11 protein-coding genes are annotated in these 13530 nt (G+C 63.7%); 5 read left to right on the forward strand and 6 right to left on the reverse strand.

Annotated elements, in window-relative coordinates; translation table 11 throughout:
- Positions 1-8: 8 nt before the first annotated feature.
- Positions 9-1040 carry a CDP-6-deoxy-delta-3,4-glucoseen reductase gene (locus PQU96_RS01025; protein ID WP_272770433.1) on the forward strand — a complete coding sequence of 344 codons (1032 nt, stop codon included), beginning with the start codon at positions 9-11 and terminating at the stop codon, positions 1038-1040.
- A gap of 62 nt (positions 1041-1102) precedes the next feature.
- Here PQU96_RS01025 and PQU96_RS01030 read toward each other — a convergent pair whose 3' ends face one another.
- The gene (locus PQU96_RS01030) at positions 1103-2062 is read right to left on the reverse strand and encodes a histone deacetylase family protein (RefSeq protein WP_272770434.1); all 960 of its coding nucleotides are present in this window, start codon (positions 2060-2062) and stop codon (positions 1103-1105) included.
- Between the two features lie 77 nt (positions 2063-2139).
- Here PQU96_RS01030 and PQU96_RS01035 point away from each other — a divergent pair, with 77 nt between their 5' ends.
- Genes PQU96_RS01035 through PQU96_RS01045 form a run of 3 tightly spaced genes read left to right on the forward strand, consistent with a single transcriptional unit; the run spans position 2140 to position 5936 of the window.
- A complete protein-coding gene (locus tag PQU96_RS01035) occupies positions 2140-3048 on the forward strand; it encodes an AAA family ATPase (RefSeq protein ID WP_272770435.1) in 909 nt (302 codons plus the stop codon).
- The gene (locus tag PQU96_RS01040) at positions 3032-3979 is read left to right on the forward strand and encodes a DUF58 domain-containing protein (protein ID WP_272770436.1); all 948 of its coding nucleotides are present in this window, start codon (positions 3032-3034) and stop codon (positions 3977-3979) included. The genes PQU96_RS01035 and PQU96_RS01040 overlap by 17 nt, the downstream gene beginning before the upstream one ends.
- On the forward strand, positions 3969-5936 hold the full coding sequence (locus PQU96_RS01045) for a transglutaminase TgpA family protein (protein ID WP_272770437.1): 1968 nt from the start codon (positions 3969-3971) through the stop codon (positions 5934-5936). The genes PQU96_RS01040 and PQU96_RS01045 overlap by 11 nt, the downstream gene beginning before the upstream one ends.
- 30 nt (positions 5937-5966) lie before the next feature.
- Here PQU96_RS01045 and rpoS read toward each other — a convergent pair whose 3' ends face one another.
- The 5 genes from rpoS to nadA all read right to left on the reverse strand — a co-directional run bounded on the left by rpoS (position 5967) and on the right by nadA (position 10574).
- Positions 5967-6911, reverse strand: a complete 945-nt coding sequence (rpoS, locus tag PQU96_RS01050; RefSeq protein WP_272770438.1) for an RNA polymerase sigma factor RpoS — start codon at positions 6909-6911, stop codon at positions 5967-5969.
- Between the two features lie 46 nt (positions 6912-6957).
- Positions 6958-8121, reverse strand: a complete 1164-nt coding sequence (locus PQU96_RS01055) for a peptidoglycan DD-metalloendopeptidase family protein (RefSeq protein ID WP_272770439.1) — start codon at positions 8119-8121, stop codon at positions 6958-6960.
- Positions 8118-8789, reverse strand: coding sequence for a protein-L-isoaspartate(D-aspartate) O-methyltransferase (locus PQU96_RS01060; protein WP_272770440.1), 672 nt, complete (start codon positions 8787-8789; stop codon positions 8118-8120). Before PQU96_RS01060 ends, PQU96_RS01055 begins: the two co-directional genes overlap by 4 nt.
- Entirely contained in the window at positions 8774-9514 is a 741-nt protein-coding gene (gene surE / locus PQU96_RS01065; RefSeq protein ID WP_272770441.1) for a 5'/3'-nucleotidase SurE, read from the reverse strand. Before surE ends, PQU96_RS01060 begins: the two co-directional genes overlap by 16 nt.
- Positions 9515-9656: 142 nt before the next feature.
- Positions 9657-10574 carry a quinolinate synthase NadA gene (gene nadA / locus PQU96_RS01070; RefSeq protein WP_272770442.1) on the reverse strand — a complete coding sequence of 306 codons (918 nt, stop codon included), beginning with the start codon at positions 10572-10574 and terminating at the stop codon, positions 9657-9659.
- 239 nt (positions 10575-10813) lie between these two features.
- Here nadA and PQU96_RS01075 point away from each other — a divergent pair, with 239 nt between their 5' ends.
- The gene (locus tag PQU96_RS01075) at positions 10814-13516 is read left to right on the forward strand and encodes a bifunctional acetate--CoA ligase family protein/GNAT family N-acetyltransferase (protein WP_272770443.1); all 2703 of its coding nucleotides are present in this window, start codon (positions 10814-10816) and stop codon (positions 13514-13516) included.
- Positions 13517-13530 lie beyond the last annotated feature (14 nt).

Consider the following 13530-nt stretch of genomic DNA (forward strand, 5'->3'; position numbering starts at 1 on the left):
GGAACAAGATGACGTGTCAGGTAAAGGTGCTTCCGAGCGGCCATTCTTTTGCGGTTGAAACGCATGAAACCATTCTTGAGGCCGCCTTGCGCCAGAACGTTGGCCTGCCTTACGGCTGCCGTGACGGTGCCTGTGGCGCCTGCAAGGGCAAGGTTGTCGCCGGCGAGGTAGAACACGGTGGCGCGCAGGAAAAGGCGCTGTCCGCCGCCGACCGCGCGCAGGGCATGGCGCTGTTCTGCTGTGCCAAGCCGCAGGGTGACATCACCATCGAAGTGCGCGAGCTGGCCGGTATCGGCGACATCCAGATCAAGACCCTGCCTTGCCGTGTTGAGTCGATCGAGAAGATCCACGACGTGGCGGTGCTGAAACTGAAACTGCCGGTCTCCGAGCGCCTGCAGTTCATGGCCGGTCAGTACATCGACATCCTGATGAAGGACGGCAAGAAGCGCAGCTTCTCCATCGCCAATGCGCCGCACGACGACGCCTTCATTGAGCTGCACATCCGCAATCAGCCGGGCGGCACCTTCTCCGAATACGTGTTCAATACCATGAAGGAAAAGGAAATCATGCGCTTCAAGGGGCCGCTGGGTTCCTTCTTCCTGCGCGAGGATTCCGACAAGCCGATCATCATGGTGGCCAGCGGCACCGGTTTTGCGCCGATCAAGGGCATCATCGAGCACGCCATCCACCACTGCATCACCCGCCCGATCGTGTTCTACTGGGGCGCGCGCACGCCGCATGACCTGTACATGGCGGAGAAGGCTGGGCAGTGGCAGGCACAAAACGCCAACATCACCTTCATCCCGGTGGTGTCGGACGCGCTGCCGGAGCACAACTGGCTAGGCCGCAGCGGCTTCGTGCACCAGGCGGTGCTGGACGACTTCGACGACCTGTCCGGCTACCAGGTGTACGCCTGCGGCGCGCCGATCATGGTCGAGGCCGCACACAAGTCCTTCATCGCCGAGCGCAAGCTGCCGGAGGATGAGTTCTTCTCCGACGCCTTCTTCCTGTCCAAGGACATGAGCGGCAGCAAGCCGTAAACCAGCCTCCGCCGATGACAAAGCCGCCTCGTCAGGCGGCTTTTGCGCTTATATGGCTGTACTCAGCCGTCAGACAGCACCTTGATGTGTGCCGCGACACTGCGGCCCAGTGCCGACAGGTCGTAGCCTCCCTCCAGCACCGACACGATGCGTCCTTCGCAATGGGTGGCGGCCAGCTGCAGCAGTTTGCGCGTCACCCACTCGTAGTCGGCTTCGGTCAGCGCCAGCGAGGCCATGTCGTCTTCGCGGTGGGCGTCGAAACCGGCTGAGATGAAGATCATTTCTGGCTTGAATTCTTCCAGCTGCGGCAGCCACAGATATTCGACCGCCTCGCGGAATTCGCGGCTGCCGCTGCCGGCCTTCAGCGGCACATGGTGCATGTTCGTTCCCATCGGTTGATCGCCGCTGTAGGGGAAGAACGGGTGCTGGAAAATCGACACCATCATCACGCGCGGATCGTCGCGGAAGATTTCCTCGGTGCCATTGCCGTGGTGGACATCGAAATCGACGATGGCCACGCGCTGCAACTTATAGGTTGACAGTGCATGGGCAATGCCGACAGCGATATTGTTGAAAAAGCAGAAGCCCATCGAGCGCGCGCTTTCGGCATGGTGTCCCGGCGGCCGGATCGAGCAGAACGCATTCGGCGCTTCCTTGTTGCACACCATGTCGACCGCCTTCACCACCGCACCGGCAGCGCGTCTGGCCGCCTGCAGAGTGCCGGGGCACATCGCGGTATCCGGATCGACACGGAAGGTGCCCACCGACGGTGAGCAGGCCTCGATGTAGTCAACATAATGGGGTGGGTGCACGCGGGCCAGCTGCTGTTCGCTCACCAGCGGTGCCTCCACTTCCTGCAGGCTGTCAAACAGCTGTGCCGCCATCAGCTGATCCTTGATGGCAGTCAGCCGTTCCGGACATTCCGGGTGGCCGCTACCCATATTGTGCTGCAAGCAGTCGGAGTGGCTGATAAAGGCGGTGAGTCCACCGCCGTTCAGGTGCGATTTGAGCCAGGTGAGCACGCGCGTTTCCTTGTTGCGTTGTGGTGGCAAAAGGGATATATGAAATCTTTATAAAGTGTGCGGCCAACGGACCTCAAATGCAATCCATCTCCTTTGCGTATCGTCAACTGAACGCGTTGATTCTGGGCAAACCGCTACAAATCCGTCTGGCGCTGACCTGCGTGCTGGCTGGTGGCCACTTGCTGATCGAGGATGTGCCGGGGGTTGGCAAGACCACGCTGGCGCATGCGCTGGCCGGCGTGCTGGGGCTGGACTATCGTCGCGTGCAGTTCACCAGCGACCTGCTGCCGGCCGACATGCTGGGGGTGAGCCTGTTCCGTCCCGACGAAGGGCGTTTCGAATTCCAGCCGGGGCCGGTGTTTTCGCAGCTGTTGCTGGCCGACGAGATCAACCGCGCCTCGCCCAAGGTGCAGTCGGCGTTGCTGGAGGCGATGGAAGAGCGCCAGGTGTCGATCGACGGCCTGACGCACGCGCTGCCCAAACCGTTCTTCGTGATCGCCACCCAGAATCCGGATGGCCAGCTGGGTACATTTCCGCTGCCGGAGTCACAGCTGGATCGCTTCCTGATGCGCATCTCGCTGGGCTATCCGTCGCCGGAGTCGGAGCGTGCGTTGCTGCTGGCCGGCGACCGGCGGCAGGCCTTGTCGGCATTGCCGGTGGCGATGAAGGCCGGTGAGCTGCTGGCGCTGCAGCAGAAAGCTGCGCAGGTCACCGTCAGTGGCGCACTGGCCGACTACGTGCTGGCCCTGCTGCTGGCCAGTCGCAAGCGTGAGCTGTTCATGCACGGTCTCAGCCCGCGTGCCGGCTTGGCCATTCTGGCCGCCGCCCGCGCCTGGGCGATGCTGGACGGCCGTGACCACGTGCTGCCCGAGGACGTGAAGGCGGTGTTCGTGGCGGTGTGTGCGCATCGCCTGCAGTCGCGGCTGCCAGGCATGAACAGCATCGATGCCGCACAACGGTTGCTGGACCATGTCCCGCTGGCGTAAGGCGGTTTCGGCCTGGCTGTTGCGCCGCCTGCCAAGACAGCCGCAGCTGGTGCTGGGGCAGTCGCGCATCTACCTGCTGCCGACCTCGTTTGGCTGGGGGCTGCTACTGGTGGCGTGGGCGGTGTGGATCGGTGCGCTTAACTATGCGGTCAGCCTCGCCTATGTGCTGTCGTTCTGGATCGTGTCGCTGGTGCTGATTGCCGTGGTGCTGGCCTACCGCCAGCTGGCCGGCCTCGCGATCCGCTGCGGAGCGGCCGACGATGTGGTGGCCGGCAGTCAGGCGCTGTTTCCCTTGCAATTGCAGTGGCCGGAGGGCGAGTCGCGGCTGTTGCGCCTCGGCTGGCATGACGAGGCCGGCAGCGTGGTGCTGGACCGTCCCGGCGAGGTGCTGTTGCCGCGACTGACGCTGCAGCGCGGGCAGATGACGATCCCGCCGCTGCGTGTCTATTCCGAATCGCCATTGGGGCTGGTGCGGGCCTTTGCCTACCTGCGCTTGCAGGCACAGGTATGCGTTTATCCACAGCCTTGCGCCGACGAGCGGGTGGCGGCCAGCCTGCCCAATGGTGACCAGCAGCGTCAGCTGCAGCCGGTGCCGGGTGAGCTGTTTTCCCATCTGGTGGCCTGGCAGCCGGAGCTGGGCGCCCGGCGTATCGCCTGGAAAGCCTACGCCCGCCGCGGTGTGCTGCTGGCGCGGCGGTTCGAGGAGCCGCAAGCGTCACGGGCGACCTGCCTGCTGGAGTGGTCCGCCTATCCGGCGGAGATGACGGCCGAGGCGCGCCTGTCGCGCTTGTGCTGGCAGCTGCTGGCGGCGGCGCGGCGCGGCGAGGATGTCGTCCTGCGGCTGCCGCAACAGGAGCTGCGGCTGAGCGCGGGCGAGGTGCGGCCTGGGCTGCGCGCGCTGGCCGGCTTTGGAGTGCGCGATGCGCAGTGAACCGCGTCTGGCCCACTTTGCCGTGCTGGCGGCGCTGGCGCTGACCGTGCTGCCCCTGTTCCTGCAGCTGCCGCCGTGGGTGCCGCTGCTGTTTGCGCTGCAGCTGGGCGGCCGCGCGTGGCTGGCGTGGCAGGGACGGCAATTGCCGCATCGCGTGTGGCTGCTGCTGGCGATGATCGTGCCGGTGCTGCTGTTGTGGCTCAGCCTGCGCACCCTGGTTGGCCGCGAAGGCGGCGTGGCGCTGCTTTTGTTGCTGACCGGTTTCAAGGCGTTCGAGACGGTGACGCTGCGCGACTGGCGCGTGCTACTGGGGCTGGGCTTCTTCCTGGCCGCGACGCCGCTGTTGTTTGACCAGAGCCTGCCGTCGGCCTTGTGGTTACTGCTATCGCTGTTCGTGCTGACCTGGGCGATGGTGTTGCTCGCCGGGGTCGATAGTGCCGCCAGTCCGCGTGCTGCCGCGCTGGCGCTGCTGTATGCGATGCCGCTGATGCTGTTGTTGTTCGTCGCCATGCCGCGGCTGCCCGGCCCGCTGTGGAGCATGCCGAGCACGGATCAGCGCGCCACCAGCGGCCTTAGTGACAGCCTGGCACCGGGCAGCATCGGGCAGATGATTCCGTCGCGTGAGCCGGCGTTTACAGCCCAGTTTCGTGGTCGCCAGCCGACACGCGAGCAGCTGTACTGGCGGGTGATGGTGTTCGACCGTTTCGACGGTGCGCGCTGGACGGCGGGCAGCGTGCCGGACAACGGCACTGCCTTGCTGCCAGGTGCGACCGAGGTGCTGGCGTACTCGGTCACCGCCACGCCGTTCAAGGGTGTGCTGCCGGTGCTGGAGCACGCGGTGTGGGCCGGCGAGGGCGTGCAGCAGGCCGCCGCCCAGCTGGTGCGGCGTATCGATGCCCGCAATGAGGCACGCCTGCGCTACGACGTGCGCAGCGTGGCACAAGCGGCTTACCCGGCGGCGCTGAATGCGGAGCAGCGTGCGCACTATCTGCAACTGCCTGCGGCCAACCTTCGCACCCGGCAGCAGGGGGAGTTCTTCGCGCGCCAGTTCCGGGACGAGGCCGGCCGTCTGGCTGCTCTTCGCGCCTGGCTGCAGCAGCAGGGGTTGCGCTATACGCTGTCGCCTCCGTTGCTGCAGGGCGATGTGGTCGACGACTTCCTGTTCTCCAGTCGCCAGGGCTTCTGCGAGCATTTCGCCTCGGCCTTCGCCACCCTGGCCCGTGCCGCCGGCCTGCCGGCAAGAATCGTGGTCGGTTTTCAGGGCGGCGAATTCAACGCGGGCGGGCAGTTCTGGCTGGTGCGCTCCTCCGATGCCCACGCCTGGACCGAGGTGTGGCTGCAGGGACGCTGGCAGCGGGTGGACCCGACGGTGCTGGTGGCGCCATCGCGCATCGTCAGTGAAGTCGGCGAACTGGTGCCGGAGGCGCAGGCGGTATTGCCGGTGCTGGGGCGACGTCCGCCACAGTGGTGGCACACGGTTCAGGCGCAATGGCAGCGTGCCGGTTTTGTCTGGCAGCAGTGGGTGGTGGATTACGATGCCCAGCGGCAGCAGAGCCTGTTTCAGCGCCTGGGGCTGGGCCGGGTGGGGGTGGGCAGCGTGATGACGGTATTGCTGCTCGGCGGTGCGTTGCTGGTGTTGCCGTTGCTGTTATGGCTGCTGTGGCGCCGGCCGCCGCCGCGCAGCTATCCGGTGCGCGGCTGGCAGCTGCTGGTGTCGCGCCTGCAGCAGGCCGGTGTCGCGGCGCAGGCCAGCGACACGCCGGCGCAGTTGCGCGACAAAGCCGCGCTGTTGGCGCCAGCGTTGCAGCAACAGCTCGCGCAGCTGCTCGCTGACTGGCAGCGCTGGCGCTACGCCGAGGGGGCGGCTGATGCCGATCCGCGCTGGCGCGGCTGGTGGTGGCAGGTGCGACGTTTCCGCCCGCCAAGGTTGGCCGCAAAAAAACGCACAGGGCGTTAGCGCTGTGCGTGTTGTCGGCTGGCGGTCGTCTTAGAGCAGGAAGTCCTTGGAGATGCCCTTGCGGCGAAGAATGCGGCGCAGGTGCTCCAGTGCCTCGATCTGGATCTGGCGTACCCGTTCGCGAGTCAGGCTCAGCGTGGCGGCCAGCTCTTCCAGCGTGCAGATCTCGTGGTTGTTGAGGCCGTAACGGCGCTCGATCACCATGCGCTGCTTTTCGGTCAGCTGCGCCAGCCATTCGTGTACGAAGTGTTCGATCTGCACATTGTGCAGCTGGGCGTCCGGCTCCTCGTGCTGCTCGTCGGGGATGGACTCGCCGATCGACAGCATCGGGTCGATATCCAGTGGCGCATCCAGTGAGGCCATGCGCTCGTTGAGGCTCATCACCTTGCGCACTTCTTCCACCGGCTTGTCGACCAGATGGGCGATTTCGTCCAGGGTCGGTTCGCGGCCGATCTGGCTTTCCAGATGGCGCGAGGCGCGCAGGTAAATGTTGAGTTCCTTGATGACGTGTACCGGCAGGCGAATGGTGCGCGACTGGTTCATGATCGCCCGTTCCACGCTCTGACGGATCCACCAGGTGGCATAGGTGGAAAAGCGGAAGCCACGCTCCGGATCAAACTTCTCCAGCGCGTGCATCAGGCCGATGTTGCCTTCCTCGATCAGGTCGAGCAAGGCCAGTCCGCGATTGATGTAGTGCTTGGCAATATTGACCACCAGCCGCAGGTTGTGCTCGATCATCTTCTGCCGGGCGGCGAAGTCGCCTTGCACCACTCGGCGCGCCAGCGCCACTTCTTCCGCAGGCGTCAGCAGGGCATTGTTGCCGATGTCGTTGAGATAGATCTGGGTGACGTCGGTGACCTCACTGACCGCCGAGCTGACGCTGCTTTCCTCGGCCTCTGCGGTTTCCTTGGCCTCCGCCTCCTGCTCTACCTCTTCATCCAGCACTTCTTCAAGTAGTTCCAGATCATCGCTCATGACGCTTTCCCCCGCTTGCAGTTACCCCGGTGCAGGGGAGTCCCTGCTAGGGTTTGGCTTCCAGAAACTTGCTCGGATCGACCGGCTTGCCCATTTCCCGGATTTCAAAATGGAGTTTTACCTGATCTGCGTCGGTATCGCCCATTTCGGCAATTTTCTGGCCTTTCTTGACCGCTTGTCCTTCTTTGACCACTAATGCGCTGTTGTGTGCGTAAGCTGACAAATAAGTCTTGTCGTGGCGGATGATGATCAGCTTGCCATAACCACGCAGGCCGCTGCCACTGTAGACCACCTTGCCGTCATTGGCTGCCATTACCGGCTGTCCCAGTTTGCCGCTAATGTTGATGCCCTTGTTCTGCTCAGAGAAGCCCCGGACCACCTTGCCCTGCGTCGGCCACTGCCACTGGCTGCCTGTGCTGGCCGCTGTTTCCGGCCGGTTGCTGTCGATGGGCGCACTGGGCGTGGCCGGAGCCGTGGTGACGGTGGTCTTTGGCGCTTGTTTCTCTTGCGGCTGCTTTTCCTGTGGTGGCAACTTCTCCTGCGGTACAGGTGGCTTGCTGTTGCCCTCTGCCAATTGTGGCAGCTGTTTGCTGGCATTCTCCGAATATGGCAGCTTCAATGCCTTCGGATATTGTTTCAGTGTTTCGTTACTGTTCTTCGCGGCGCTGCCCACCGTCTTGCTGGTGGTCGTGACCACTTCGGCTGGTGGCTTCGCCGCGGTTACCGTCGCCGTGCTGCCCGGCGGGGTCAGGCGCAACGTCTGGCCAACCTTGATGTTGTAGCCATCCAGATTATTCCATTCCGCCAGATCCTGATAGCGCAGACCATTATTAACCGCAATGCGGTACAGCGTTTCGCCCGCCTGGACCTGGTGCGTACCGCTCACCGCCGGCGTGTTTGCTTTCGGCAGTGAGCTCAGCCGAATCGGGCTGCTCTGCGTGTCCGCTGCAACCTGGCCTCCGCCTGCAGCTTTGCTGCTGTTTGCCGTACTGCCAAAGACGCTGGCCTGGCCGGCCACGATCGGCGCCGGCGTTGAATTGCTGGTGGCGCAGGCGGCCAGCAGCAATGGCAAAACGAAAGGTAGCGGTTGGATCAGTTTAAATACTTGCTTGTACATTGGCTTGAGGATGTTATAAGCCAGTTCTGAGCTGGCTGTAAATTGTCTGACAATCTGGCTGGCGTGTGCTGTTGCGTTTGTGCCCTGCATCATTGTTTGCCGGGCAGCAGTGGCACGAAGCGGACGGCCTCCAGCCGGGTTTCCTGAATGGCGGTGGCGGTTTTTTCGTACAGCCACAGGTGCTGCTCCTGGTCACCGATCGGCAAGACCAGCCGGCCGCCGGTGGCCAGCTGCGGTAACAGTGCCGGCGGCACCTGGCGGGCGGCAGCGGTCATGATGATGCCGTCAAACGGTGCCACGTCGGGCAGCCCCTGATGGCCGTCGCCATGAACCAGTCTGGCATGGACCAGCTTGGCATTGCGAAGGTTCAGCCGTGCCTTGTCGAGGATGCCGGACAGGCGTTCGACGGAGTAGACCTGGGCGCCGGTTTTCAGCAGCACGGCGGTCTGGTAGCCGCAACCGGTGCCGATCTCCAGGATCTTGCCGGGGGTGCTGCGTCCTTCCAGCAGCTTTTCGGTCATGCGTGCCACCGTCAGCGGCTGGGAGATGGTCTGTCCCTGTCCGATCGGCAACGATACGTCGTCGTAGGCGCGGGTGGCCAGTGCCTGGTCGATGAACAGGTGGCGTGGCACTTCGTACATTGCCGCCAGCACCCGCTCGTCGCGTATGCCCTGCTGGCGCAGGCGTTCGATCATGCGCAGGCGCGTGCGCTCCGAAATCATGCCGTAGCTGCCCTGGGCAACGCTTACTGGTTGAGCCATGTGCGGATGGATCCCATTTGTTCGCTGGCGGTCAGGTCTATCATCAGCGGCGTGACCGAAATCCGGTTATGGCGAATGGCGTGGAAATCGGTGCCGGCACCGGCATCCTGCTCCGGGCCGACCGGGCCGACCCAGTACACGGTGTCGCCGCGCGGATTCTTGCCGGCAATTACCGGTTCGGCATGGTGGCGGCGACCGAGGCGGGTGACCTCGATCTCTTGCAGTTGCGCCACCGGCACGTCGGGAACATTGACGTTCAGCAGTACCGGCTGGGTAAACGGTGTCTTGAGAGTATTGGCCATCAGCAGGTCGACGGCATGGCAGGCGCTGGCGAAGTGGTGGTACTTGCCGGCCAGCGAAACGGCGACTGCCGGAATGCCGAGCAGGAAGGCTTCGGTGGCGGCGGCGACGGTGCCCGAGTACAGCGTGTCGTCCCCCATGTTCGGGCCATGGTTGATGCCGGAGAACACCATGTCAGGCTTGAAGTCGAGAAAGCCGGTGACGGCAACGTGCACGCAGTCGGTAGGGGTGCCGTTGACATAGAAGTAGCCGGATGCCGCCCGCTTCACGCTCAGCGGTCTATCCAGCGTCAGCGAGTTGCTGGCGCCGCTGCGGTCGCGCTCCGGCGCCACCACCACGACCTCGCCGTATTTGGCCAGGGTGCTGGCCAGGGCCGCGATCCCCGGCGAGAAATAACCATCATCATTACTAACAAGAAATTTCATGGCAACCTTCCGTCCAGACCATCCGATTGTATCCGCGTATGCTGGTGGCGCAAAATTTCTCTGTCAGGCGGTTCGGTGGTTCGGTGCCGCATGAAAAAGGCCGGCGTGAGGCCGGCCCGGGGTGGTGCATCGTCGCGTCGACTCAGGCGTAGTAGCGCTGGCTGAAATCGAGCATGCGTTCGATCGGCAGGCGGGCGGCGTCCATCTCGGCCTGGCTCAGATAGTCGATGCGGGTACCCTGGCCTTGCTGTGCGCGCTTGACCGCTTCGATGGTGTTCATCTTCATGTACGGACAGGAGTTGCACTGGCAGCCGGCGTAGATCGGTGCCTGGCGGATGTCCAGTTCCGGGCGGGCCAGGCGCATGTTGTAGAGAATGCCGTCTTCGGTGGCGACAAAGATCACGTCACTGACCGCGCCGTCATAGGCTTTGATCCAGTTGAGCATGCCGGAGGTGGAGCCGACGTACTGCGCACGCTTGAGTACCGGCAGTGGGCTCTCCGGGTGGGCAATCAGGTAGGCCTTGCTGTTGACGGCTTCCAGTGCCTCGTTGAGCGCGGCCTCGTTGAACTTGTCGTGTACCTCGCATACCGCCGACCACAGCGGCATGTCGTAGCCGTACTGGTAATTGAGGTAGCCGCCCATGTTGCGATCCGGCGAGAAGATGACTTTTTTGCCTTGCTCGTACAGGTGGGCAATGATGTCGTCGACGTTGCGGCTGGTGACGATCCAGTCCGACAGTGCCTTGTGCGCGGCCGAGGAGTTGATATAGGACACGTGCACGTGATCGGGGTGGCTCTCGCGCCACTGGCGCAGCGCCTCGACATCGGTCTGCGTCACCAGCGAACAGGTGGAGCCGGCGTCCGGCAGGATCACTTCGGCTTGCGGGTTCAGGATTTTTGCCGTCTCGGCCATGAAGCGCACACCGGCGAAGACGATGATGTCGGCTTTGGATTCGCGTGCGAACAGGGACAGTTCGAGGCTGTCTCCCACCTTGTCGGCCATTTGCTGGATTTCGGGCTGGGTGTAGTAGTGCGCAAGTGTAACGATGCGTTTAGACATGGTAGCAATCCCCGGCGCGGGCATGAGCCCTGGCTGTTGGCGTTGATTCTTGATGCGGCGCAACAAAAATGCAGCGCCAAACAGGGAAGATTAGCAATATTGTTCGCGCGGCGCTACTGTCGAGATGCGTTGTATGCCGTAGGCAAGTGGTCGCTGTATCTTTACATATCTGCAATGACAACCGGCCATTGCTCGCGCCACTCAGGCCGGAAACCTCTGTCCATCAGGATGGCAAAACTATGAAACCGCACTATCTGACCCCGTTGTTCTCTCCCCGCAATGTCGCCGTGATCGGCGCCAGTGATACGCCCGGCTCGGTGGGGCAGGCGGTGTTTGCCAACCTGCTGGCCGGCAACTTCCAGGGCAAGCTGTATCCGGTCAACCTCAATCACCGCATCGTCGGCGGCATTGCCGCCACACCGTCGGTACGGCTGATCGAAGGACCGATCGACCTGGCGGTGGTGACCACGGCGTTGCGCGGTCTGCCGGCCATCGTCAAGGACTGCGGCAAAAAGGGGGTCAAGGCGATCCTGCTGGCCAAGGACTTTTCCGATTCGGAGGACGTGGAGCGCGCGGCGATGGACGAAGCGCGTTCGCTGGCGCGCCACTACGGCATCCGCATCCTCGGCCCCAATGTGCTGGGCCTGATGCGGCCGGTGGCCGGCTTCAATGCCAGCAACTACAACAGCCGGGTGAAGGCGGGCAATCTGGCGCTGGTGTCGCAGTCCTCGGCGCTGTGTACCGCGATGCTGGACTGGGCCGACAGCAAGGGCATCGGCTTTTCCAGCGTGGTGTCGGTCGGCGAGGCGCTGGACGTCGAGTTCGGCGAAATCCTCGATTACCTGATCGCCGACAACTTCACCCAGGGCATTCTGTTGCATGTACACCACGTGCACGATTCGCGCCGCTTCATGAGCGCGCTGCGGGCGGCGGCGCGGACCAAGCCGGTAGTGGTGGTGAAGTCCGGGCGCTACGAGGACGACGTGATCGGCGTCACCCACTCCTCGAACATGGTCGAAAGTGGGGATGTGTTCGATGCCGCGCTGTCGCGGGCCGGTGTGCTGCGGGTGGCCACCATCGCGCAGCTGTTCACCGCCGCCAAGGTGCTTGCGGCCAACTATCGCGTCACCGGCAAGCGCCTGGCAATCGTCACCAACGGCATCGGCCCCGGCGTGCTGGCGGCCGACAGTGCCTATATGTACGGCGTGGAGCTGGCCAAACTGTCTGCTACTAGTCTCGATCTGCTCAACGAGTCCCTGCCGCGCAATTGGTCCGGTAGCAACCCGGTCGACATCATCGGCGACGCCAGCCCGGTACGCTTCCGTACAGCGGTCAAGGTCTGCCTCGACGATCCCAATGTCGACGGCGTACTGGTGATCTTCACGCCGCAGGCCGGCACCGACCACCTGACCACCGCGCAGCTGATGGTCGGCTTGCAGCGCGAGAGCAACAAGCCGCTGTTCCTGTCCTGGCTGGGCGATGCCAAGGTGTCGGAAAGCCGCGAACTGTTTTCCCGCTCGAAGTGTGCGCATTTCCGCGCGCCGGAATTCGCCATCGAAGTGTTCCGCAACCTGGCGTCCTACCACCAGAACCAGCAGCTGCTGCTGCAGACACCGGGGCCGCTGGAAGGCGAGCGGCTGGTGCCGGACGTGCTCAGTGCCCGCGCGGTGATTGCCACGGCACAGGCGGAAGGGCGCAGCATCCTGTCGGAGCGCGAATCGAAGGCGGTGCTGGCCGCCTTCAACATCCCGGTGAACCCGACAAGGTTGGCCGCAAGCGAGGACGAGGCGGTGCGCTACGCCGCCGAGATCGGTTATCCGGTGGTGCTGAAGATCGACTCGCCGGACATCATCTACAAGTCGGATGTCGGCGGCGTCGAGCTCAATATCAGCAACGAAGCCACGCTGCGCGACGCCTACCGCGGCATCATCGGCCGCACGCTGCAGGCGCGGCCGGAGGCGAAGATCGTCGGCATCTCGGTGCAGCCGATGCGCAAGCGCCGCTTTGCCCGCGAGCTGATGGTCGGCGTGACCCACGATGCCTCGTTCGGGCCGGTGATCACCTTCGGTGCCGGCGGGATCGCGGTCGAAGTGATGCAGGACCGCGCCTTGAGCCTGCCGCCGGTCAACCACTACCTGGTGGAGCGCATGATCGACAAAACCCGCATCGGCAAAATACTCGGCCCGTTCAAGAACATGCCCGGCATCGACATCGAGGCGCTGAAGAATATCGTGCTGCACGTGTCGGAGCTGGTGTGCGAGCTGCCGGAAGTGCGCGAGATGGACATCAATCCGCTGATGGCGGACGAGTCCGGCGTGGTGGCGCTGGACGCGCGCATCATCGTGCAGCCGCAAGCGCAGGGCAAACCCTACGGCCACATGGCGATCATGCCGTACCCGGTGCACATCGTGCACTGCGCGATGCTGAAGGACGGCACCACGGTAATGATCCGGCCGGTGCGTCCGGAAGACGCACAGATGCAGCAGGAGTTCGTGCGCAACCTGTCCGAGGAAAGCCGCTACAACCGCTACATGTCCAGCATCAAGCAGCTGTCGCAGAGCATGCTGGTGCGTTTCACGCAGCTCGATTACGACCGCGAGATGGCACTGGCGATGGTACGCCAGACCGATGACGGCGAAGAGCAGCTGGCGGTGGCGCGCTACATTACCGATCCTGACAACGAGAGCTGCGAGTTCGCGCTGGAGGTGGCCGACTCGTGGCAAGGCAAGGGCATCGGCGTGACCCTGATGCAGGCGCTGTTCGACGCGGCGCGCGAACAGGGGCTGAAAACCATGGTTGGCGAGGTGCTGGCCGGCAACAAGGGCATGCTGAAACTGATGGCACGACTGGGCTTCGTGGTGACCACGCATCCGGAAGACCGGGCGCTGACCATCGTGACCAAAGACCTGCAAGGCGAGGCGGCGGTGAAGTCCCTGCAATAAGCGCTTGCGGTATA

Origin of the sequence: Vogesella margarita, from assembly GCF_028548475.1 — a bacterium.
Classification (GTDB): domain Bacteria; phylum Pseudomonadota; class Gammaproteobacteria; order Burkholderiales; family Chromobacteriaceae; genus Vogesella; species Vogesella margarita.

Coding starts and splice junctions, on each gene's coding strand:
- PQU96_RS01025 (WP_272770433.1), top strand. CDS start 9: ATGACGTGTCAGGTAAAGGTGCTTCCGAGCGGCCATTCTTTTGCGGTT.
- PQU96_RS01035 (WP_272770435.1), top strand. CDS start 2,140: ATGCAATCCATCTCCTTTGCGTATCGTCAACTGAACGCGTTGATTCTG.
- PQU96_RS01040 (WP_272770436.1), top strand. CDS start 3,032: ATGTCCCGCTGGCGTAAGGCGGTTTCGGCCTGGCTGTTGCGCCGCCTG.
- PQU96_RS01045 (WP_272770437.1), top strand. CDS start 3,969: ATGCGCAGTGAACCGCGTCTGGCCCACTTTGCCGTGCTGGCGGCGCTG.
- rpoS (WP_272770438.1), bottom strand. CDS start 6,911: ATGAGCGATGATCTGGAACTACTTGAAGAAGTGCTGGATGAAGAGGTA.
- PQU96_RS01055 (WP_272770439.1), bottom strand. CDS start 8,121: ATGATGCAGGGCACAAACGCAACAGCACACGCCAGCCAGATTGTCAGA.
- PQU96_RS01060 (WP_272770440.1), bottom strand. CDS start 8,789: ATGGCTCAACCAGTAAGCGTTGCCCAGGGCAGCTACGGCATGATTTCG.
- surE (WP_272770441.1), bottom strand. CDS start 9,514: ATGAAATTTCTTGTTAGTAATGATGATGGTTATTTCTCGCCGGGGATC.
- nadA (WP_272770442.1), bottom strand. CDS start 10,574: ATGTCTAAACGCATCGTTACACTTGCGCACTACTACACCCAGCCCGAA.
- PQU96_RS01075 (WP_272770443.1), top strand. CDS start 10,814: ATGAAACCGCACTATCTGACCCCGTTGTTCTCTCCCCGCAATGTCGCC.